This is a genomic window from Pseudomonas sp. AF32 (assembly GCF_022342325.2).
In the GTDB taxonomy this organism is placed as follows: domain Bacteria; phylum Pseudomonadota; class Gammaproteobacteria; order Pseudomonadales; family Pseudomonadaceae; genus Aquipseudomonas; species Aquipseudomonas uvaldensis.
This window is the reverse complement of sequence record NZ_RQJK02000001.1, coordinates 25057-47486: the sequence shown is the minus strand read 5'-3', so window position 1 is coordinate 47486 and position 22430 is coordinate 25057. Positions and strand designations below refer to the sequence as shown.

The window sequence follows — 22430 nt, the reverse complement described above, 5'->3', positions numbered from 1 at the left end:
ACAACCGGCCGGCCCAAGCTCTCTTGGACGTCGACCCAAGACGGACGCCTATGAACCCGAATTTTCTAGATTTCGAACAGCCGATCGCCGACCTGCAAGCCAAGATCGAAGAGTTGCGCTTGGTCGGTAATGACAATTCGCTGAATATCGGCGATGAGATCTCCCGTTTGCAGGACAAAAGCCGCACGCTGACCGAGGACATCTTCGGCAAGCTGACCAGTTGGCAGATCGCACGCCTGGCACGTCATCCCCGTCGTCCATATACCCTGGACTACATTGAACACATCTTCACCGAATTCGATGAGCTGCACGGCGACCGTCACTTTGCCGATGACGCCGCGATTGTCGGTGGTGTTGCCCGTCTGGACGATCAGCCGGTGATGGTGATCGGCCATCAAAAGGGCCGCGAAGTGCGTGAGAAGGTGCGCCGCAACTTCGGCATGCCACGTCCGGAAGGCTACCGCAAGGCTTGCCGACTGATGGAAATGGCCGAGCGTTTCAAGATGCCGATCCTGACCTTCATCGATACCCCTGGCGCGTACCCGGGCATCGACGCCGAAGAGCGCAACCAGAGCGAAGCGATTGCCTGGAACCTGCGAGTGATGGCCCGCCTGAAAACACCGATCATCGCCACTGTGATTGGTGAAGGTGGTTCCGGCGGTGCATTGGCCATCGGTGTCTGCGATCAATTGAACATGCTGCAATATTCCACTTACGCGGTGATTTCGCCGGAAGGCTGCGCGTCGATCCTGTGGAAAACCGCCGAGAAGGCGCCGGATGCCGCCGAAGCCATGGGCATCACCGCCGAGCGCCTCAAAGGCCTGGGCATCGTCGACAAGGTGATCAACGAGCCCGTGGGCGGCGCTCACCGCGACCCGGCTGCCGCGGCTGCACTGATTCGCACCGAGCTGAGTTCGCAACTGTCGATGCTGAAGAAGTTCGACAACGACGCGCTGCTGGCCCGTCGCTACGAGCGGTTGATGAGCTACGGTCTCTGATCCGAGCGCTGTACCCCTGTGTGGGAGCGAGCTTGCTCGCGATAGCGGTTTAACATTCAACAGATAAGTTGACTGATACACCGCTATCGCGAGCAAGCTCGCTCCCACATTTGATTTGTGTGAAGGCCCGTTTCTATGAATCAGTCCAGGATTGATCTGCCAACCCGGCTCCTCACACAGTTATCCCCCTGGCGCAACGCCGCCACCTGGCGCATCGCCTTCTCCGGTGGCCTCGACTCCACTGTCCTGTTGCACCTGCTCGCGTCTCTCGCCAACACTCAAACCCTGCCCGCCTTGAGCGCCATCCATGTCCATCATGGCCTGCAGGCTGCCGCGGATGCCTGGCCTGGTCATTGCCGTTCGGTGTGCGAAGCCCTTGGCGTACCGCTTGAGGTGGTGAACGTCCAGGTGCGGCCTGGCGCCAGTGTCGAGCGCGCGGCGCGGGAAGCGCGTTACGGTGCGTTCATCGCGGCGCTTCGGGACAATGAAGTGTTGCTCACCGCCCAGCACCGCGACGATCAGGCAGAAACCCTGCTGTTTCGCTTGCTGCGGGGCGCGGGGGTGAGGGGGTTGTCGGCGATGCCGAGGCAGCGCCCTCTGGGGGCCGGGCATTTGCTGCGGCCGTTGCTCGATGTGTCACGTGAGGAACTGGAAGCCTATGCCAGGCAGCACGGCCTTGGCTGGATTGAAGACCCGTCCAACGATGACCACCGTTATGCACGCAATTATCTGCGTCAGCGGGTTTTTCCCGTGTTGACGGAGCAGTGGCCTCAAGCTTCGTCGACCCTGGCGCGCAGTGCCGCGCACCTGAGCGAAGCCCAAGGCCTGTTGGATGACCTGGCGCGAATCGACCTGGCTCACGCCACCACTCAGGGAGCGTTCGACTGGCTCGGGTTGCGGTCGTTGGAGCTGGCGCCGTTGCAGGCGTTGTCGCCCGCTCGCCAACGCAATGCGTTGAGCCATTGGCTGGCGTCGATGACGATGCTGCCCGACAGCAACCACTGGGCCGGTTGGGATTCGCTGCGGGATGCCGGGGATGATGCCCGACCGGTCTGGCGATTGGTCGGTGGTGAGCTGCACCGGACGGGCGGGCGGGTCTGGTGGTTACCCGACCACTGGCTGGGCCCGGTCCCAGGCGCCCTCGACTGGCCGCAGGTCGCCGAGCCCCTGAACCTGCCGGGTAATGGTCAAGTGATTGTCGAGGGCCATCCCCCTGCAGGGCCGCTGTGTGTGCGCTATCGTCAGGGCGGTGAAATCATGATGTTGCCTGGACGCGGTCATCGGGATCTCAAGCGTTTGCTTAATGAACGTGGCGTGCCGGCGTTCGTTCGCGGCCGATTGCCGCTGCTGTATCGGGGCGAACAATTGCTGGCGGTGGCCGGCCTTCCGGGGCTGGATGCAGACCTTGATGGCACCTGGCGATTGCGTTGGCAGCCACCGGGGCAAGATCGGGGTTTGAGCTGAAAGGGGCTTTCCGGTAGACTACGCTCCCTTCTTGATACAACTTCTGTGGATTCGCCTGAATTGCAGGAGTTGCCGATTACCAAGCAGTCTTTGCTGGGCGATTCCAAAAAATGTGTAGCGAGCAACGTACCGGTGATTTCTCTTCCGGTCTGTCCCAACGCGGCGGTTTTTTTGAAAGGTGCACTGTGATTAATGCAGGTGATCGGGGGCTTCGGCCTTCCTTCGCTTTCCCCGGCGGCTCGGACCGCTTTAACGCAGACTTCTAGGGTTTTTCATGACGCGCTACATATTCGTCACGGGCGGTGTTGTTTCTTCATTGGGGAAAGGCATTGCCTCGGCTTCATTGGCGGCCATCCTGGAGGCGCGGGGACTTAAGGTCACCATGCTCAAGCTGGACCCGTACATCAACGTCGACCCGGGCACCATGAGCCCGTTCCAGCACGGCGAAGTGTTCGTCACCCACGACGGCGCCGAGACCGACCTGGACCTGGGCCACTACGAGCGGTTCATCCGCACGACCATGACCCAGAACAACAACTTCACCACCGGCCGCGTCTACGAGCACGTGCTGCGCAAAGAGCGTCGTGGTGATTACCTGGGCGCGACCATCCAGGTCATCCCGCACATCACTGACGAAATCAAGCGCCGCATCATCAAGGGCGCCGGCGATGCCGACGTGGCCATGGTCGAGATCGGCGGTACCGTGGGCGACATCGAGTCCCAGCCGTTCCTCGAAGCCATCCGCCAGTTGCGTTTCGAAATCGGCGCCAAGCGCGCGATGCTGATGCACCTGACGCTGGTTCCGTACATCGCCACCGCCGGCGAAACCAAGACCAAGCCAACCCAGCACTCGGTCAAGGAACTGCGTTCCATCGGCCTGCAGCCGGACGTGTTGATCTGCCGCTCCGATCACCCGATCGACATTTCCTCGCGTCGCAAGATCGCCCAGTTCACTAACGTTGAAGAGCGTGCGGTCATCGGCCTGGAAGACGCCGACACCATCTACAAGATCCCGGGCATCCTGCACTCCCAGGGCCTGGACGATTTCGTCGTCGAGCGCTTCGGCCTGCAATGCGCCGGCGCCGACCTGTCCGAATGGGACGCCGTGGTCGATGCCAAGCTCAACCCGGAGCACGAAGTCACCATCGCCATGGTCGGCAAGTACATGGAACTGCTGGACGCCTACAAGTCGCTGATCGAAGCGATGAGTCATGCCGGTATCAGCAACCGCACCAAGGTGAACCTGCGCTACATCGATTCCGAAGACATCGAGAACCAGGGCACCGGCCTGCTCGAAGGCGCCGATGCGATCCTCGTACCCGGCGGCTTCGGCCTGCGGGGCGTGGAAGGCAAGATCACCGCCGTGCAATACGCTCGCGAGAACAAAGTGCCTTACCTGGGTATCTGCCTGGGCATGCAGGTGGCGGTCATCGAGTTCGCCCGTAACGTGATGGGCTGGAAAGACGCCAACTCCACCGAGTTCGACCGCGCCAGCGGCCATCCGGTGGTGGGTCTGATCACCGAGTGGGCAGATGCCACCGGCGCCGTGGAAGTGCGGACCGAAGCCTCCGATCTGGGCGGCACCATGCGCCTCGGCGCACAGGAATGCCTGCTCGAGCCTGGCTCCCTGGTCCACCAGTGCTACGCCAAGGACGTGATCGTCGAGCGTCACCGCCATCGCTACGAAGTGAACAACAACCTGTTGCCGCAACTGATCGAAGCCGGCTTGAAAATCTCCGGTCGCTCCGGTGATGGCGCACTGGTGGAAGTGGTCGAATCCTCGGATCATCCATGGTTCGTCGCTTGCCAGTTCCACCCTGAGTTCACCTCGACGCCACGGGACGGCCACCCGCTGTTCAGCGGTTTCGTGAAGGCCGCTTTGGCTCAACACCAGAAAAAGGCATAAGACGATGGCCCAGAAGATCATCCGCGTCGGCGATATCGAGATTGCCAACGACAAGCCCATGGTGCTGTTCGGCGGCATGAACGTGCTGGAAAGCCGCGACATGGCGATGCAGGTCTGCGAGGAATACGTGAAGGTCACCCAGAAGCTGGGCATCCCCTACGTGTTCAAGGCCAGCTTCGACAAGGCCAACCGCTCGTCCGTGACCTCCTACCGTGGTCCGGGCCTGGAAGAAGGCATGCGGATTTTCCAGGACATCAAGCAAGCCTTTGGCGTGCCGATCATCACCGACGTCCACGAGCCTGCCCAGGCCGCGGTCGTCGCCGAGGTCTGCGACATCATCCAGCTGCCGGCCTTCCTGTCGCGCCAGACCGACCTGGTGGTCGCGATGGCCAAGACCGGCGCGGTGATCAACATCAAGAAGGCCCAGTTCCTCGCGCCCCAGGAAATGAAACACATCCTGAGCAAGTGCGAAGAGGCCGGCAATGACCAATTGATCCTCTGCGAGCGCGGTTCGAGCTTCGGCTACAACAACCTGGTGGTGGACATGCTCGGCTTCGGCATCATGAAGCAGTTCGAATACCCGGTGTTCTTCGACGTGACCCACGCACTGCAGATGCCGGGCGGCCGTTCCGACTCCGCCGGCGGGCGTCGCGCCCAGGTGACCGACCTCGCCAAGGCCGGCATGAGCCAGTCCCTGGCGGGCCTGTTCCTTGAGGCGCATCCGGATCCGGACAACGCCAAGTGCGACGGACCGTGTGCCTTGCGCTTGAACAAGCTGGAACCTTTCCTGTCTCAGCTCAAGGCTTTGGATGAGCTGGTCAAAGGGTTTCCGACGATAGAAACCGCATAACGCGGTTTTCTCCGGTAAAGTACCGCTCGATTATCGCTCTGGCCCGCTGGCCGCACTGCTCTTGTGGGAGCATGGCTTGCCAGCGATGGCGCCCTTGAGGCCCCCATCGCCGGCAAGCCGTGCTCCCACAGCGTTTTCGTCAACTTTGGAGTGTTTACAACAATGGCAAAAATCGTCGACATCAAAGGTCGTGAAGTTCTCGACTCCCGTGGCAACCCCACTGTCGAAGCGGACGTGCTTCTCGACAACGGCATCATCGGCAGCGCCTGTGCGCCGTCCGGTGCTTCCACCGGCTCGCGCGAAGCGCTGGAGCTGCGTGATGGCGACAAGGGTCGTTACCTGGGCAAGGGCGTACTGAAAGCCGTCGCCAACATCAACGGTCCGATTCGTGACCTGCTGCTGGGCAAGGATCCTGCCGACCAGAAGGCTCTCGACCTGGCGATGATCAAGCTCGACGGTACCGAGAACAAAGCCTCCCTGGGTGCCAACGCGATCCTCGCCGTTTCCCTGGCCGCCGCCAAGGCCGCCGCCCAGGACCAGGATCTGCCACTGTACGCTCACATCGCCAACCTCAACGGCACTCCGGGCGTCTACTCGATGCCGGTGCCGATGATGAACATCATCAACGGCGGCGAGCACGCCGATAACAACGTCGATATCCAGGAATTCATGGTCCAGCCGGTGGGCGCCAAGTCCTTCTCCGAAGGCCTGCGCATGGGCACCGAGATTTTCCATCACCTCAAGGCCGTCCTCAAAGCCCGTGGCCTGAGTACCGCCGTTGGCGACGAAGGCGGTTTCGCACCGAACCTGGCCTCCAACGAAGACGCGCTGAAAGTGATCTCCGAAGCCGTTGCCAACGCCGGCTACAAGCTGGGCACCGACGTGACCCTGGCCCTGGACTGCGCCGCCAGTGAGTTCTTCGAAGACGGCAAGTACAACCTGTCCGGCGAAGGCCAGGTGTTCACTGCCGAAGGTTTCGCCGATTACCTCAAGGGCCTGACCGAGCGCTACCCGATCATCTCCATCGAAGATGGCCTGGACGAGTCCGACTGGGCCGGCTGGAAAATCCTCACCGACAAAATCGGCGCCAAGACCCAGCTGGTGGGCGACGACCTGTTCGTCACCAATACCAAGATCCTGAAGGAAGGCATCGACAAGAAGATCGCCAACTCGATCCTGATCAAGTTCAACCAGATCGGCACCCTGACCGAAACCCTGGAAGCCATCCAGATGGCCAAGGCCGCCGGCTACACCGCCGTGATCTCCCATCGCTCCGGCGAAACCGAAGATTCGACCATTGCCGACCTGGCCGTGGGCACCGCGGCGGGCCAGATCAAGACCGGTTCGCTGTGCCGTTCCGACCGCGTTTCCAAGTACAACCAACTGCTGCGTATCGAAGAGCAGTTGAACGGCAAGGCCAAGTACAACGGTCGCGCCGAGTTTCGCGGTTAAGCGGTAAATGGTAAAAAGACAGCGGATTGCGTCGGAAAAGTCGTCATAGCGGTGGCTTTCCCTCTAATCTGATGCCTTATCAAGCACAAGCCTGGTTTTTCCAGGCTTCGTGCTATCAGGTGCTTCAAAGTTTGGCATGGCGGTCTTTTTTCACTGGATACCCGATATTCGATGCGCAGTCCCAATTGGTTGTTCCTCGTCTTGCTTCTGTTGCTGGCCGGCCTGCAGTACCGTCTGTGGGTGGGCAATGGCAGTCTCGCCCAAGTGGCCGAGCTGACTCAGCAGATCGCTGACCAGCACGCCGAGAACGAGGCCCTGCTGGAGCGCAACCGGGTGATGGACGCCGAAGTGATGGAGCTGAAAAAAGGCATGGAGACCGTTGAAGAGCGGGCTCGTCATGAGCTGGGCATGGTGAAGGAGGGCGAAACCCTCTACCAGTTGGCCCAATGAGTATTCGTTTGTCGGCCTTCTGGGCCGTGATTCCTGCCGCGGGCATCGGAGCCCGAATGGCCGCGGACCGTCCCAAGCAGTACCTGCAACTGGGTGGCCGCACAATTCTCGAACACAGCCTCGGCTGTTTCCTCGATCATCCGACCGTCAAGGGCGTGGTGGTCAGTGTTGCGCACGATGATCCCTACTGGCCGACCCTGGCCTGCGCCAGCGACCCGCGCATCCAGCGAGTGGACGGGGGTGCCCAGCGTTCGGATTCGGTGCTCAACGCCTTGCTGCATCTTCATGGCCAGGGCGCCGACGATCACGATTGGGTGCTGGTGCACGATGCCGCCCGACCCAATCTGTCCCGTGACGACCTGGATACCTTGCTCAGCGAGTTGGCGAATGACCCGGTCGGCGGCCTGCTGGCCGTTCCGGCGCGCGATACTCTCAAGCGCGTCGACAAGCACGGCCGGGTGCTGGAAACCGTTGATCGCAGCGTGATCTGGCAGGCCTACACGCCGCAGATGTTTCGTCTTGGCGCCTTGCATCGGGCCTTGGCTGACAGCCTGGTGGCGGATGTCGTGATTACCGATGAGGCCTCGGCGATGGAGTGGGCAGGGCAGGCGCCTCGATTGATCGAAGGGCGGTCGGATAACATCAAGATCACCCGCCCCGAGGATCTGGAGTGGTTGCGCCAGCGTTGGGCACAGCGTCATTAAATTGTGCGATACCGCGCCGCGCCCTTCGCGAGCAAGCCCGCTCCCACACGGAAATTCCAGCGGATACTGATCTTCATATCAACAAGATCCCCGGTGGGAGCGGGCTTGCTCGCGAAGGCGATCGTCCAATCACCCAAAATGCTGCTGACACTTAGCCCCGATACTCCGGCCGCTGCGCCAACCCTTCCTTCAAATAGTCCACCAACTTGCGCACCTTCGGTGATAAATGTCGTTGCTGCGGATACAGCGCCCACACCGCTGTATTCGGTGGCTGATGGGCTTCGAGCAGCGAGATCAGCGCGCCGCTGTGCAGATGCTCCAGCACGTAGTAGTCCGGCAGTTGGCACAAGCCCGCGCCTTGCAGTGCCGCGTCCAGCACCGCTTGCCCACTGTTGCAGCGCCAGTTTCCCTGCACGCGCTGAGAAAATTCCCGCCCGTTCTGCTCCAGTTGCCAGAGGTCGGAACTGCCGATCAGACAGTTATGACGGCTCAGTTCCGACAAGCTATGGGGCCGGCCGTAGCGTTCCAGGTAGGACGGCGAGGCGCACAGGTACATGCGTCGTGGGGCCAGGCGTGTGGCGATCAAGCGTGAGTCCTGCAAGCGACCCAGGCGAATCGCCAGGTCCAGCCCCTCATGGACCAGGTCCAGCGGACGGTTGCTCAATTCGATGTCCACCCGCAGTTGCGGATACAGCCCCATGAACCGGGTCACCAAGGGCACGATGAAACGTTCGCCATAGGCCACCGCGCAGGTCATTCGCAACATGCCCTTGGGTTCGCTGGCCAGATCCCCCACCGCCCGCAAGGCTTCCTCCCGTCCATCCTGCAAGCGCTGGCAATGTTGCAAAAAAGTCTGGCCGGCCTCGGTCAGGGTGACGCGACGGGTGCTTCGATACAGCAGTCGCGTTTGAAGGCGCTCTTCGAGCCGTACGATTTGTCGACTGATGTGGGAGGACGATACCCCGAGACGTTCGGCCGCGGCGGTGAACTGGCTGCACTCAGCCACGGCGACGAACTCGTCGATGCCTTCCCAGCGATTGTCAGACATGAAAGATTATCCCTGTATGGCAATAATGTTTTGCTTTTGATTGGATTATTCCTTGTATGGCGGCGGATTACACTCCGATCTCGTTTTTATTTGCTGGAGAAACACGATGATCAAGTCGCGCGCCGCCGTTGCCTTCGAGGCCAAGAAACCCCTGGAAATCGTAGAAGTCGACGTCGCCATGCCCAAGGCGGGTGAAGTGCTGCTGCGCGTGGTGGCCTCCGGCGTCTGCCACACCGACGCCTACACCCTGTCGGGCGCCGACCCGGAAGGGATTTTTCCGTCGATTCTCGGCCACGAAGGTGGCGCAATCGTCGAAGCCATCGGCGAGGGCGTGACCTCGGTGGCAGTGGGGGACCACGTGATCCCGCTGTACACACCGGAGTGCGGGCAGTGCAAGTTCTGCAAGTCGGGCAAGACCAACCTCTGCCAGGCGATTCGCGCCACCCAGGGCAAAGGCTTGATGCCTGACGGTACTTCGCGCTTTTCCTACAAGGGCGAGACGATTTTCCACTACATGGGCACCTCGACCTTCTCCGAATACACCGTGCTGCCGGAAATCTCCGTCGCGAAGATCGCCAAGGATGCACCGTTGGAAAAAGTCTGCCTGCTGGGGTGCGGCGTCACCACCGGCATTGGCGCGGTGATCAACACGGCCAAGGTCCAGCCCGGTGACACAGTGGCCATCTTCGGTCTGGGCGGCATTGGCCTGTCGGCGGTGATCGGAGCGGTGAAGGCCAAGGCGTCGCGCATCATCGCCATCGATATCAACCCGTCCAAGTTCGAAATCGCCCGGCAACTGGGCGCCACCGACTTCGTCAACCCGAAGGACTTCGACCGTCCGATCCAGGAGGTCATCGTCGACATGACCGATGGCGGCGTGGACTTTTCCTTCGAGTGCATCGGCAATGTTCAGCTGATGCGTGCCGCGCTGGAATGCTGCCACAAAGGCTGGGGCGAGTCGGTGATCATCGGCGTGGCCGGTGCCGGCCAGGAAATCGCCACTCGTCCGTTCCAACTGGTGACCGGGCGCGTCTGGCGTGGTTCGGCATTCGGTGGCGTGCGCGGGCGCAGTGAGTTGCCCAGCTACGTGGAGATGGCCGAGAAGGGCGAGATCCCGCTGGACACTTTCATCACCCACACCATGGGCCTGGAAGATATCAACAAGGCATTCGACCTGATGCATGAAGGCAAGAGCATCCGCACCGTTATTCATTTTTAAGAGCAGCTGCAAGCTGCCAGCTACAAGCTGCAAGTGAAGCGCGGTGCTTTTTCTTGCAGCTTGCGGCTTGCAGCTTGGCGCTGAGGTGAAGCTATGAACCTCGAAAATATTTCCTGTCAGAAGAGCTTCGGCGGCTGGCACAAGCGTTACCGACATCGTTCCGAAGTGCTCGGTTGTGACATGGTTTTTGCGGTATACCTGCCACCGCAAGCCGAGCAGGGCGGCAAGTTGCCTGTGCTGTATTGGTTGTCCGGGCTGACCTGCACCGACGAGAATTTCATGCAGAAAGCCGGTGCCCAGCGCATGGCTGCCGAGTTGGGGTTGATTATTGTCGCGCCGGACACCAGCCCCCGTGGCGCCGATGTGCCGGGCGATCCGGACGGTGCCTGGGACTTCGGCCTCGGCGCGGGATTCTATCTGAACGCCACGCAGGAACCCTGGGCGCAGCACTATCGGATGCATGACTATGTGGTGCAGGAATTGCCTGCACTTGTTGAGGCTCATTTCCCTGCGTCGGATAAACGCGGCATCAGCGGTCATTCCATGGGCGGTCATGGCGCACTGGTCTGCGCCTTGCGCAACCCTGGTCGTTACCGTTCGGTGTCGGCGTTTTCCCCGATCAACAATCCGATGGACTGTCCGTGGGGCCAGAAAGCCTTTTCCCGTTACCTGGGCGAAGATCGCTCCAAATGGCGGGAATGGGACGCCTGCGCGCTGATTGCCGAGGCGGGCGAGAAACTGCCATTGCTGGTGGACCAGGGTGATCGCGATGATTTCCTCGACAACCAGCTCAAGCCGCAAGCCTTGCAGCAAGCGGCCAGGACGGCCGGGCATCCGCTGGAGTTACGCCTGCAACCGGGCTATGACCACAGCTATTATTTCATCGCCAGTTTTATCGATGATCATCTGCAACATCATGCGCGCGCTCTAAGCGCCTAATGCAGGTAGAATCACGCCCTGACAGAAATCAGGGCGTTTTTTTATGCGTATTGGCCACGGCTACGATGTTCACCGGTTCACTGAAGGCGATTTCATCACGCTGGGCGGCGTGCGGATCGCACACGGCTTCGGGCTGCTCGCGCATTCTGACGGTGATGTCCTGCTGCACGCCTTGAGCGATGCGTTGCTCGGCGCGGCCGCCCTGGGCGACATCGGCAAGCATTTCCCCGACACCGACCCGCAATTCAAGGGCGCGGACAGCCGCATGCTGCTGCGCCATGTCGTCTCGCTGATCCATGCCAAGGGCTGGAAAGTCGGCAATGTCGACAACACCATCGTTGCCCAGGCTCCCAAGATGGCGCCGCACATCGAAGCGATGCGCCGGATGATCGCCGAGGACCTGCAGGTCGAACTGGATCAGGTGAATGTGAAGGCCACCACCACCGAGAAGCTTGGCTTCGTCGGTCGTGAAGAAGGTATCGCCGTTCATTCCGTTGCCTTGTTGCTGCGCCCATGACCGAACTGGAACTGTTGGGCCCGCGGGCCTATGGCGAGGCGCTGGGCAGCGCGGTGCTGAAAGCCACCGCCGAAGATTTCCAGGTCGATGAAGTCCTCGACATCCCGTTGACCGGTGATGGCGAGCATTTGTGGATCTGGGTCGAGAAGCGCGGCCTGAATACAGAAGAGGCTGCCCGACGGATTGCCAAGGCGGCCGGCGTGCCGTTGCGCACCGTCAGCTATGCCGGGCTCAAGGACCGTCAGGCCCTGACCCGCCAATGGTTCAGCGTCCAGTTGCCCGGCAAGGCCGATCCGGATCTGTCGTCGGCAGAGAATGAGACGCTGAGAATCCTCAAGACCGCTCGGCATAAACGCAAGCTGCAGCGTGGCGCACACTCGGCCAATGGCTTCACCTTGCGCCTGACCCAATTCAAGGGTGACGCGGCGGCTGTCGATGCGCGGCTGCAACGGATTGTCCGTCAGGGCATCCCCAATTATTTCGGCGCCCAGCGCTTTGGCCATGACGGCGGTAACGTCGTCGATGCCCGTGCCTGGGCGGCGCGCAAGGCCTTGCCGGAGCAGCGCAACGTGCGTTCGCGGCTGCTGTCGGCAGCCCGCAGTTATTTGTTCAACCGGGTACTGGCGGCCCGAGTGGCCGATGGTACCTGGCAACTGGCCCAGGTGGGTGACTTGCTGGCCTTCACCGACAGCCGCAGCTTTTTCCCGGCCGCAGAGGCTGAATGCAGCGATCCGCGCCTGGCTATCCTCGACTTGCATCCGACCGGGCCACAGTGGGGCGAGGGGCCTTCGCCGGCCGCCGGCGCGACTTTCGCGCTGGAACAGGCCATCGCCGAGGACGAGGCCGAGCTGCGGGACTGGTTGATAAACGCGGGAATGAATCACGAACGTCGCATCCTGCGACTGCCCATTGGCGGGCTGTCGTGGCATTATCCCGAGCCTGACATTCTGCAACTGGAATTCGTCCTGCCGGCCGGATGTTTCGCCACTGCCTTGGTGCGCGAACTCGTCGATCTGGTGCCGGTAGGGCAGACGGACAGCCCATGCGTATTCTGATTTCTAACGACGACGGGGTGACAGCACCCGGTCTTGCCGCGCTCTATGCTGCGCTGGCGGATTTTGCCGAGTGCGTGGTGATCGCCCCGGACCAGGACAAAAGCGGCGCCAGCAGCTCGCTGACGCTCGACCGTCCGCTGCACCCCTGCTATCTGGATAACGGTTTCATCAGTCTCAACGGCACGCCGACCGATTGCGTGCACCTGGGCATCAACGGTTTGCTGGAGCGTGCGCCGGACATGGTCGTTTCAGGCATCAACCTGGGGGCCAACCTGGGCGATGACGTGCTGTATTCCGGCACGGTCGCCGCGGCCCTGGAGGGGCGTTTCCTCGAACACCCGTCGTTTGCCTTCTCGTTCGTTTCCCGGCAGGTCGACAACCTGCCCACCGCCGCCTATTTCGCCCGCAAACTGGTGCAAGCCCACGGCGAGCTGGACCTGCCACCGCGCACGGTGTTGAACGTGAACATCCCGAACCTGCCCCTCGACCACATCCGGGGCATCCAGCTGACTCGCCTGGGTCATCGTGCCCGCGCCGCCAGGCCCATGCATGTGGTCGATCCACGCGGAAAGGCCGGCTACTGGATCGCCGCCGCCGGGGATGCCGAGGATGGCGGGCCGGGCACGGATTTTCATGCGGTGATGCAAGGTTACGTCTCGATTACACCGTTGCAGCTCGATCGCACCTTCAATGATGCCTTCCGACATCTCGATGGCTGGCTGGAGGGGCTGCACTGATGGCTCGTGAGCAAGACGATATGCTGCGCCGCGGGATCGGCATGACCTCCCAGCGCACCCGTGAACGCCTGATCCAGCGGCTCTACGAAGAGGGGCTGTCCAATGCCCAGGTGCTGGAAGTCATCCGCCGCACGCCGCGGCATCTGTTCGTCGATGAAGCCCTCGCCCATCGTGCCTATGAGGACACGGCTCTGCCGATCGGACACAACCAGACCATTTCCCAGCCTTATATGGTGGCCCGCATGAGCGAGTTGCTGCTGGAGGCGGGGCCGCTGGACAAGGTTTTGGAGATCGGTACCGGTTCGGGTTATCAGACGGCGGTATTGTCGCAGTTGGTCGAGCGGGTGTTTTCCGTAGAGCGGATCAAGGTGTTGCAGGACCGCGCCAAGGAGCGCCTGGTGGAGCTTAACCTGCGCAACGTGGTGTTTCGCTGGGGCGACGGCTGGGAAGGTTGGCCGGCCCTCGCGCCGTATAACGGAATCATTGTCACCGCCGTGGCGACTGATGTTCCCCAGGCCCTGCTGGATCAACTCGCTCCCGGTGGACGCATGGTCATCCCGGTGGGCGCCGGCGAAGTGCAGCAACTGATGCTGATCGTACGAGAAGAACATGGCTTCTCGCGGCACGTTCTGGGAGCCGTGCGGTTCGTACCATTACTCAATGGGCCGTTGGCCTGAGCATTTATAAACTGCGGCTGAATTCCGTGACGCTTGCTGTGTCTTACAGCGGCATCGGTTCATCGAACAGGCTTCAATGGCGGCGAGCAAACGTGTGCGGCAACGTCCCGTGCTTCATTAATAGAAGGATGGATGCGCCCGTTACTCGCACCACCACTGCCTGGACAGGCAGTTTCCATTTTTTCAGCCACCACAAAGGGAGCAGCGGGTGAGTCTCACAGTCATTGCGCAGCGTATGGGTATCACGAGCTTTAAGCGCCTGGTGACTGGCCTTGTCTTGAGTACCTTGCTGGTCGGTTGTTCCAGTACACCGTCGGGTAACGTCCGGGTTGTCGATCGCAACACCGCTGCTGCGCCACAACGTCCTACAGTAACGACCGGTCAGTATGTAGTCCGTAAGGGCGATACGTTGTTTTCCATCGCCTTTCGCTACGGCTGGGACTACAAAGCCTTGGCAGCGCGGAACAACATTCCTGCGCCCTATACGATCCATCCGGGTCAGACAATTCGCTTCGATGGGCGCAGCGGTTCAACACCGACCGCGGTGGTCACGCAGTCGGGGTCGACACCGTCGTCATCGAGTAAAACCACTGTCATTCGCCGACCCGTCGGCGCCGGGACGGCCACCGTACCGTCCGTCGCGAGCAAACCGGAGCCCGCACCGATGCCTCCGGCAGGCCCCGCCCCGACAGGCTGGGGATGGCCTTCTAATGGCGTTCTTATTGGAAAATTCTCTTCAAACGGTAGTTTGAATAAAGGAATTGATATCGCCGGGGATTTGGGACAGCCTGTTTTAGCCGCGTCTGATGGCACGGTTGTGTACGCCGGGAGTGGTTTGAGGGGCTACGGCGAACTCGTGATCATCAAACACAGCGATACCTACGTCAGTGCCTACGGTCACAACCGCAGGCTGTTGGTTCGGGAGGGGCAGCAGGTCAAGGTCGGACAGACAATTGCCGAAATGGGGTCGACGGGTACAGACCGGGTGAAACTGCATTTTGAGATTCGCCGACAAGGTAAACCGGTAGATCCGCTGCAATTCCTGCCACGTCGTTGATTGGTTGTCAGCCTGTTCCGTCACGTAGAGGGAACAGGCTCCAGCGTTGCCAAGGATAAAGGCGTCGCTCGAGCTTGAGGTCGAACTCACCAAAGGACTATAACAATGGCTCTCAGTAAAGAAGTGCCGGAGTTTGACATCGACGATGAGGTTCTCCTGATGGAGACCGGCATCGCTATGGATTCGATGTCGAATGATGAAGGGGCGTCGTCTCCACCTTCCGTTCGCGCCAAATCCAGACACTCCGCTTCGCTTAAACAACATAAGTACATCGATTACACCCGGGCGCTGGACGCCACTCAGCTGTACCTCAACGAAATCGGTTTTTCGCCGCTGCTCTCCCCCGAGGAAGAAGTACATTTTGCGCGCCTGTCGCAAAAGGGCGACCCGGCCGGTCGAAAACGCATGATTGAAAGCAACCTGCGCCTGGTGGTGAAAATCGCCCGACGCTACGTCAATCGTGGGCTTTCACTGCTGGACCTGATTGAAGAGGGCAATCTGGGGTTGATCCGCGCTGTCGAGAAATTCGATCCTGAGCGGGGGTTCCGTTTTTCGACCTACGCCACCTGGTGGATCCGCCAGACCATCGAACGGGCGATCATGAATCAGACCCGCACGATCCGGCTGCCGATTCATGTGGTCAAGGAGCTGAACGTCTACCTGCGGGCTGCCCGTGAGCTGACCCAGAAGCTCGACCATGAACCCTCACCGGAAGAAATCGCCAGCCTGCTGGAAAAACCGGTGGGCGAGGTCAAGCGAATGCTTGGGCTCAATGAGCGGGTTTCCTCCGTGGATGTCTCGCTGGGGCCAGACTCGGACAAGACCCTGCTGGACACCCTTACCGACGAACGTCCCACCGACCCCTGTGAGTTGCTGCAGGACGACGATTTGTCCCAGAGCATCGACCAATGGCTCTCGGAGCTGACGGACAAGCAACGGGAAGTGGTGATCCGACGTTTTGGCCTGCGCGGTCACGAAAGCAGCACCCTCGAAGATGTCGGCCTGGAAATTGGATTGACCCGGGAAAGGGTCAGGCAGATCCAGGTGGAGGGCCTCAAGCGTCTGCGGGAAATCCTGGAAAAGAATGGCTTGTCGAGCGAGTCGCTGTTCCAGTAGTCACTCCGCTACAGCACAAAAAGCCCCGACCGGTTCGGGGCTTTGCCGTTTCTGGACGACTGTTTTCTGATCCTGCGCTGTTTTCTGGTTTGGTTTGTAAGCTTTTGCCTAGTGTTGTGTAAGCGTTCGGTTTCTCATGGCCGGGGACAGAGGACAATAAACCGCGTGGATGTTTGTATTTGATTGATTTCAAAGGTTATTTTTTTGTGAACGAATGGTGACAGTAGATGTCCGCCGCTTGGGGATGAATTGCACTCGCCAGGGAAAACACTAATATCAGTCCTGTGTCGACGGACAGACACACCCGTCACGGACGATGGGGAAGGAAGGACATCGCAGGATGCGATTCATCAGGACGATGAAAAGGATCAAAGGGATTAGGGAAAAAATGTGGGCGGGTCAAACCGCCCCTTTTTTTTGTCTGCGATTTGTGTCCGGGCAGCAAAAAGGCCCACAAGGGGCCTTCAAGACGTACGCAGGGACGATCAGCGTTCGAGGTCCGCGATCTTGCCCGGCTTGCCATCCCACTCTTCGGCGTCCGGCAGGGCGTCTTTCTTCTCGGTGATGTTTGGCCAGATTTCCGCCAGTTCGGCGTTCAGCTCGATGAAGTTCTCCATGCCAGCCGGCACTTCGTCTTCCGAGAAAATGGCTTGTGCCGGGCATTCCGGTTCACACAGGGCGCAATCGATGCACTCGTCTGGGTGAATGACCAGGAAGTTCGGGCCTTCGTAAAAGCAGTCCACCGGACACACTTCTACGCAGTCGGTGTACTTGCACTTGATGCAGTTGTCGGTGACGACGAAGGTCATTTCTAATTCTCTCCTCAGGCGGCGGCAGCGGGTCCCTCTTCACGGTAGGGCTCGCCAGGCTTGGGTGCGGACCAGGCTAATAGTCCTCAGCATCCCAAACCGCGCGAGATTCTAACAGCTTGAACGCCTGTGCGTTAGATCCGTGTCTTCAATGTATAGAGTAAATCCAGTGCCCGGCGCGGGGTCAGGTCGTCCAGGTCGAGCTTGGCCAGTTCGTCGAGCACCGGGTGGGGCAGGCTGGCGAACAGGTCGCTTTGCTGCGGGGCCGCCGGTTTGCCTTTGGTCGGACGCGGCGCCTCGTGGGGCAGGCTGGAGGTTTCCAGACGGCTCAAGTGTTCGCGGGCCCGGGCTATCACTTCGCCTGGTACACCGGCCAACTGGGCAACCGCCAGGCCGTAACTTTGGCTGGCCGGGCCGGGCAGCACATGGTGCAGGAACACGATGCGCTCGTTGTGCTCGGTGGCGTTGAGGTGGACGTTGGCCACCAGCGGCTGGCTTTCCGGCAGCACCGTCAGCTCGAAATAATGGGTCGCGAATAAGGTGTAGGCGCGCAGTTGTGCCAGTCGCTCCGCCGCCGCCCAGGCCAGGGACAGGCCATCGAAGGTGCTGGTGCCCCGTCCGACTTCGTCCATCAGCACCAGGCTGCGCTCGGTGGCGTTGTGCAGGATGTTGGCGGTCTCGCTCATTTCCACCATGAAGGTCGAGCGCCCACCGGCCAGGTCATCGCTGGAGCCGATCCGGGTGAAGATGCGGTCTACCAGGGACAACTCGCAGCTGGCGGCCGGCACGAAACTGCCGATGTGGGCCAGCAGCACGATCAACGCCGTCTGGCGCATGTAGGTGGATTTACCGCCCATGTTCGGACCGGTGATCACCAGCATGCGGGTGTTGTCGTCCAGGCTCAGGTCGTTGGCCACGAACGGGGTGGTCAGAACCTGCTCGACCACCGGGTGACGGCCCTGACTGATGCGCATGCACGGTTCGCTGACGAAGCGCGGGCAATTCAGGTCAAGGTTCAATGCGCGCTCGGCCAGGTTGCTCAGAACGTCCAGCTCCGCCAGGGCGGCGGCGGTGTCCTGTAAGGGCGGCAATTGGTTGATCAAGTCTTCCAGCAGCGCGTCATAGAGCATTTTTTCGCGGGCCAGGGCACGGCTTTTGGCCGACAGCGCCTTGTCCTCGAACGCCTTGAGTTCCGGCGTAATAAAGCGCTCGGCGCCCTTGAGGGTCTGGCGACGGATGTAATCGGCCGGAGCCTGTTCGGCCTGCTTGCTCGGCAACTCGATGAAGTAGCCGTGGATGCGGTTGTAGCCGACCTTGAGATTGCTCAGGCCGGTACGGGCCTTTTCCCGGGCTTCGAGGTCGATGAGGAACTGGCCGGCGTTCTCGCTCAGCGCCAGCAGCTCGTCGAGTTCGGCGTCGTAACCGGTTTTCAGCACGCCACCGTCACGGATCACCGCGGGTGGGTTGTCGATGATGGCTTTTTCCAACAGCGCGGCCAGTTCCGGGTAAGTGCTGGTGATGCGCGCCAAGTGCTGAAGATGCGGAGCTTCGAGGTCGGTCATCGCCAATTGCAGTTCGGGCAGGGCGCCAAGGGCATCGCGCAGGCGGGCAAGGTCCCGGGGACGGGCGTTGCGCAGACCGATCCGCGCAAGGATCCGCTCGATATCGCCGATTTCCTTGAGTTGCGGCTGCAACTGCTCGAAGCGATAACGATCCAGCAGGCAGGTAATGGAGGACTGGCGCGCCAGCAGTACCGTCAGGTCCCGCAATGGGCGGTTCAGCCAGCGGGTCAGCAGGCGGCTGCCCATCGCGGTCTGGCAGCGATCCACCACCGATTGCAGGGTATTGTCGCGACCGCCGGCCAGGTTGGTGTCCAGTTCCAGGTTGCGTCGGCTGGCGCCGTCCAGCACCACCGTGTCATCCAGGCGTTCATGGCGCAGGCTGCGCAAATGGGGCAGGGCGGTGCGCTGGGTTTCCTTGGCGTAGGCCAACAGACAGCCGGCCGCACCGATGGCCAGGGTCAGGTTCTCACAGCCGAACCCCTTGAGGTCCTGGGTGGAAAATTGCTGGCAGAGACTTTTCAGCGCCGAATCGCGCTCAAAATCCCACGGCGCCCGACGACGAACGCCACGGCGTTTTTCCGCCGGCAGGTCCTTTGGCCAGTCATCGGGAATCAACAGCTCCACCGGATTGACCCGCTCCAACTCCGCCAGCAGGTTCTCCCAGCCCTTTATTTCCAGTACCGAGAAGTTGCCGCTGGTGATATCCAGCACCGCCATGCCAAACAGACGCTCGTCCCCCAGCACCGCTGCGATCAGGTTGTCGCGACGTTCATCCAGCAACGCCTCGTCGCTGACCGTACCGGGGGTGATGATGCGCACCACCTGGCGTTCCACCGGCCCTTTGCTGGTGGCCGGATCGCCCACCTGCTCACAGATCACCACCGACTCGCCGAGCTTGACCAGTTTCGCCAGGTAACCTTCCGCCGCATGATAAGGAATCCCACACATCGGAATCGCCATGCCCGCTGACTGCCCACGGGCCGTGAGGGTGATGTCCAACAGCTTGGCGGCCTTCTTCGCATCCTCGTAGAAGATCTCGTAGAAGTCGCCCATGCGGTAGAACATCAACTGATCGGGGTGCTGATTCTTCAGGCGCCAGTACTGCTGCATCATCGGCGTGTGGGAGGACAGATCGTTCACGGCTGTATTCATCGGTGTCGGGCAAACTCGTTGAAAGGTGTGGGGCAAAAGTGGGGCATTGGCCCGGCTTTTCCGCGATGGGCGCAAGGTTAACATGGGTGGTCGGGGGTGACCCAGGCGGGAACAGCTTTGATCTACCAGGATCCGTCATCGGGGCCTCGAATTACCCGTCCGCGCTCCAATGCCTGTTCGAATGGAAACAAAAAAACCGACACTTGGTCGGGTTCTCTTCCATCTATGATGGTTAGGCTCGTTTCGCTTCGGCTTGCATCATCACCAGGTTTTGTTGCTTGGTGGCTTCGGTTAACACTTCGCTGTAGACACGCTTCTTTTGTTCCGACTTCGCGTTGCGAATGAAGTCAGCGAAGGTGCTTTTTGCGCCTTTGGACAAACCTAGCTTGATCGATATCATAAGTGCGCCTCTGATGGTGGTCTGAGCATGAGAGTGAAAAAAATATGAGCAAGTTGACAAAAAATGGTTCTGCGTAAAAGCTGAGGCGGAGTAATGAAAAAAGCCAGCATTCGCTGGCTTCCTATTTGTTACGTGGAGGTTTAACAAGCCGGTTTGGTTTCTAGCTCTTGGTAGCCAAACATTGCGAGAAAATCATTGGGGCCGTTCAGAGTCCCTGCATCGAAGGGACGAGACCAATACGCAAGCCAATTCTCTAGGTCCTGTTCGTTGTACTCATGATTTGCGACTCCAACCATAATGGCTACGAATTCATCTCCTGGAGCGGTTAACTCGTAACCATTCAGTAGAAGAAACATATAGCCGGCTGCTGCTGCCGTTCGCTTGTTGGCATTTGCAAATGGATGATTCTGGATAAGACTCTGCATCAGTAGAGCGGCTAGGCAATACATGTCTTCGATACCTGTGTAGTACCGGTGTTGTGCAGGTCGCTGTTGAGAAGAAATCAGCTCATTCGGCTTTAGAAGCCCTATGGGTTCTTTAGGTGTCTGAGCAAGGATCAAGCGTTTGTTGATCCAAATCAGTGCCTCTGGAGTGAGATACCTTATCCCCTCCAGAGCTTCACTGAGTTCCGACAGCTCCATTGTCGGCATTTGGAAACCTCAATCAGACCTTGGCCAGATCCTCAAACGCCTTTTCATACCGCTGGAATGCTGTGCAGAAAGCCTTTTCGATTTGAGCCTGGTATGCGCCGTCAGCAGGACGCGCAAGCGCCACGCTCGATTTGTCGCGCTGCGGTATGCAGATACGATCAGTTTTTTTCAGTGCATTTCCCACGATACTCTCCTCAATCCCGGCCCGCCGGGACATGCCATGACTATAGCGAGTAATGGCGACGCTTGTGCTCACAAAACGAAAGATTTTGTGTCCACTTAAAATGGAGGGTGATTTTTCATACGTCAACGCATGAAGTCAATGAAAAAAAGCTATAGCAAGCGCCACTCGTCCGTTCCCCCCATGCCAAGCTATCGGCAGAGAAAGGTAGCGCTAGACCGGTGACTTTGAAAAAAACTCCTACAGCAAGTAGGACAGTCAGAAAAATCAGGCGTTCGATTTGAATCGGTCCCATCCATCTATTAGTAGCCATAGCAGCCAAGCTCCGGGAACATAGGTAGCATGACTCAATCAGGTTAGGAGGTAACCCTTGTGGGAGCGAGCCTGCTCGCGATGGCGGTGTGTCAGGCAACGTACCTGCCGACTGTTGCACCGCTATCGCGAGCAGGCTCGCTCCCACATGGGGCATGCGTTAACGAACGTTTTGCCTCACTTCAACCACATCCAACGCCCGGTTCGCCAGCAACTGACCCAGCTCGATCATTTGCTGGACCCCCAGCGCTACATGACGTCGCGAGCCCTCCAGGTCGAACGCCAGGTCGCTGACCATTGCATTGGCCGAGGCCAGGGTTTCACTGAGGTTGGCCAGCAGGCATTCGGCGTCGATATTCGGGGCGATGATGAAAAGGGTGTCGATGGCGTCGGATGTTTCTTTTTCGGCGGGTGGCTTGAGGTAATAGTCCAAGGCGCGGGTAGCGGCTTCGTCGAGTTTTTTGGAGTCAGTGCGGCTGGAGGTCGAATCGGCGGCGTCGGTGGATGGTGGATTCGGTGTGATTTTGAACATGCTCATGGATCCTCTAGGTTGAGCCACCATCCTCTCGCGACTAAACGAGGGGGCGGCGGCTGTACGCAGGTTAGTCGACCGGGGATCCAAGAAACCGGCGCGCCCGAGGGCGCCCTGCGCACAGCCACCATCGAGTGCAGGAATAGGGATTACCTGACTGAATGCGGCTGTGAACACCTTGGAATACCGGGCGACTAAACCCGATCACTGATGGGCAGTGACGAGAACCAAAGTATCGACGAGGCCCAAGGCGCACAAGCCAGCGGATTCTGGCGTAGTTGTAGGCAGAGGCGCAAGGCAACGTAGCCGGGTGTCGCACATTTGAAGGACACGGATCGGGCCGTTTCCCAAGAGGGTGTAGGGGAAATCTCCCAAGTGCCTGCTCGCGGTGGCGGAGGGGCAGTTTGGGGCGATGTTGGATGTGCCAGCGTCATCGCGAGCAGGCTCGCTCCCACAGGTTTACCGAGTCGTCCGCCGATGCTGCGTACAGCCTCGATCCCTTTGTGGGAGCGAGCCTGCTCGCGATAGCGGGGGGTCAGCTTGCACCAATGTTGAATGTGCCTAAGTCATCGCAGGCAAGCCTTGCTCCCACAGGTTTCCGCCCTGATATGCGGATTTATGCAAATCCGCATTTGTCTTCTGC

Annotated in this window: 22 protein-coding genes; 15 read left to right on the top strand and 7 right to left on the bottom strand. The window is 60.0% G+C overall.

Annotation, left to right across the window (positions count from 1 at the left end):
* Positions 1–50 precede the first annotated feature (50 nt).
* From EGM97_RS00270 to ispD, 7 genes are all read left to right on the top strand, one after another.
* A complete protein-coding gene (locus EGM97_RS00270) occupies positions 51–998 on the top strand; it encodes an acetyl-CoA carboxylase carboxyltransferase subunit alpha (RefSeq protein WP_238961351.1) in 948 nt (315 codons plus the stop codon).
* A gap of 135 nt (positions 999–1133) precedes the next feature.
* Positions 1134–2462, top strand: coding sequence for a tRNA lysidine(34) synthetase TilS (gene tilS, locus EGM97_RS00265; protein WP_238961350.1), 1329 nt, complete (start codon positions 1134–1136; stop codon positions 2460–2462).
* A 274-nt stretch (positions 2463–2736) separates the two neighbouring features.
* Positions 2737–4368 (top strand): CTP synthase, encoded by a 1632-nt coding sequence (locus EGM97_RS00260; protein ID WP_238961349.1) that lies wholly within the window; start codon positions 2737–2739, stop codon positions 4366–4368.
* Positions 4369–4372: 4 nt separating this feature from the next.
* Positions 4373–5218 carry a 3-deoxy-8-phosphooctulonate synthase gene (gene kdsA, locus EGM97_RS00255; RefSeq protein WP_053152762.1) on the top strand — a complete coding sequence of 282 codons (846 nt, stop codon included), beginning with the start codon at positions 4373–4375 and terminating at the stop codon, positions 5216–5218.
* A gap of 162 nt (positions 5219–5380) precedes the next feature.
* Positions 5381–6670, top strand: coding sequence for a phosphopyruvate hydratase (eno, locus tag EGM97_RS00250; protein WP_238961348.1), 1290 nt, complete (start codon positions 5381–5383; stop codon positions 6668–6670).
* 171 nt (positions 6671–6841) lie between these two features.
* Positions 6842–7120, top strand: coding sequence for a cell division protein FtsB (ftsB, locus tag EGM97_RS00245; protein WP_030139474.1), 279 nt, complete (start codon positions 6842–6844; stop codon positions 7118–7120).
* On the top strand, positions 7117–7824 hold the full coding sequence (gene ispD, locus EGM97_RS00240; RefSeq protein ID WP_238961347.1) for a 2-C-methyl-D-erythritol 4-phosphate cytidylyltransferase: 708 nt from the start codon (positions 7117–7119) through the stop codon (positions 7822–7824). The genes ftsB and ispD overlap by 4 nt, the downstream gene beginning before the upstream one ends.
* A gap of 151 nt (positions 7825–7975) precedes the next feature.
* Here the strand turns inward: ispD and EGM97_RS00235 are convergent, their stop codons facing one another.
* Complete coding sequence (locus EGM97_RS00235; protein WP_238961346.1) at positions 7976–8872, bottom strand: LysR substrate-binding domain-containing protein; 897 nt, start codon at positions 8870–8872, stop codon at positions 7976–7978.
* 106 nt (positions 8873–8978) lie between these two features.
* Between EGM97_RS00235 and EGM97_RS00230 the strand changes: the two genes are divergently transcribed.
* The 8 genes from EGM97_RS00230 (at position 8979) to rpoS (ending at position 16189) form a co-directional block, all read left to right on the top strand.
* Positions 8979–10091: an S-(hydroxymethyl)glutathione dehydrogenase/class III alcohol dehydrogenase gene (locus tag EGM97_RS00230; protein WP_053152770.1), complete on the top strand. Its 1113-nt coding sequence runs from the start codon at positions 8979–8981 to the stop codon at positions 10089–10091.
* A gap of 93 nt (positions 10092–10184) precedes the next feature.
* Positions 10185–11030, top strand: a complete 846-nt coding sequence (gene fghA, locus EGM97_RS00225) for an S-formylglutathione hydrolase (RefSeq protein WP_238961345.1) — start codon at positions 10185–10187, stop codon at positions 11028–11030.
* Positions 11031–11073: 43 nt separating this feature from the next.
* Complete coding sequence (ispF, locus tag EGM97_RS00220; RefSeq protein WP_238961344.1) at positions 11074–11547, top strand: 2-C-methyl-D-erythritol 2,4-cyclodiphosphate synthase; 474 nt, start codon at positions 11074–11076, stop codon at positions 11545–11547.
* On the top strand, positions 11544–12602 hold the full coding sequence (truD, locus tag EGM97_RS00215) for a tRNA pseudouridine(13) synthase TruD (protein WP_238961343.1): 1059 nt from the start codon (positions 11544–11546) through the stop codon (positions 12600–12602). The genes ispF and truD overlap by 4 nt, the downstream gene beginning before the upstream one ends.
* On the top strand, positions 12590–13339 hold the full coding sequence (gene surE, locus EGM97_RS00210) for a 5'/3'-nucleotidase SurE (protein ID WP_238961342.1): 750 nt from the start codon (positions 12590–12592) through the stop codon (positions 13337–13339). The genes truD and surE overlap by 13 nt, the downstream gene beginning before the upstream one ends.
* Before the next feature lie 41 nt (positions 13340–13380).
* A complete protein-coding gene (locus EGM97_RS00205) occupies positions 13381–14016 on the top strand; it encodes a protein-L-isoaspartate(D-aspartate) O-methyltransferase (protein WP_172679635.1) in 636 nt (211 codons plus the stop codon).
* 208 nt (positions 14017–14224) lie between these two features.
* Complete coding sequence (locus EGM97_RS00200) at positions 14225–15073, top strand: peptidoglycan DD-metalloendopeptidase family protein (protein ID WP_238961341.1); 849 nt, start codon at positions 14225–14227, stop codon at positions 15071–15073.
* 105 nt (positions 15074–15178) lie between these two features.
* Positions 15179–16189, top strand: coding sequence for an RNA polymerase sigma factor RpoS (gene rpoS / locus EGM97_RS00195; protein ID WP_053152784.1), 1011 nt, complete (start codon positions 15179–15181; stop codon positions 16187–16189).
* Positions 16190–16674: 485 nt separating this feature from the next.
* Here rpoS and fdxA read toward each other — a convergent pair whose 3' ends face one another.
* From fdxA to EGM97_RS00165, 6 genes are all read right to left on the bottom strand, one after another.
* Complete coding sequence (gene fdxA, locus EGM97_RS00190) at positions 16675–16998, bottom strand: ferredoxin FdxA (RefSeq protein WP_011535248.1); 324 nt, start codon at positions 16996–16998, stop codon at positions 16675–16677.
* A 134-nt stretch (positions 16999–17132) separates the two neighbouring features.
* Entirely contained in the window at positions 17133–19700 is a 2568-nt protein-coding gene (gene mutS / locus EGM97_RS00185) for a DNA mismatch repair protein MutS (RefSeq protein WP_238961340.1), read from the bottom strand.
* 244 nt (positions 19701–19944) lie between these two features.
* Positions 19945–20112, bottom strand: coding sequence for a hypothetical protein (locus EGM97_RS00180; protein WP_238961339.1), 168 nt, complete (start codon positions 20110–20112; stop codon positions 19945–19947).
* A gap of 140 nt (positions 20113–20252) precedes the next feature.
* The gene (locus tag EGM97_RS00175) at positions 20253–20762 is read right to left on the bottom strand and encodes a type II toxin-antitoxin system death-on-curing family toxin (protein WP_238961338.1); all 510 of its coding nucleotides are present in this window, start codon (positions 20760–20762) and stop codon (positions 20253–20255) included.
* A 13-nt stretch (positions 20763–20775) separates the two neighbouring features.
* Positions 20776–20946, bottom strand: a complete 171-nt coding sequence (locus EGM97_RS00170) for a hypothetical protein (RefSeq protein WP_238961337.1) — start codon at positions 20944–20946, stop codon at positions 20776–20778.
* A 469-nt stretch (positions 20947–21415) separates the two neighbouring features.
* Positions 21416–21787 (bottom strand): DUF6124 family protein, encoded by a 372-nt coding sequence (locus tag EGM97_RS00165; RefSeq protein WP_238961336.1) that lies wholly within the window; start codon positions 21785–21787, stop codon positions 21416–21418.
* Positions 21788–22430: the final 643 nt, after the last annotated feature.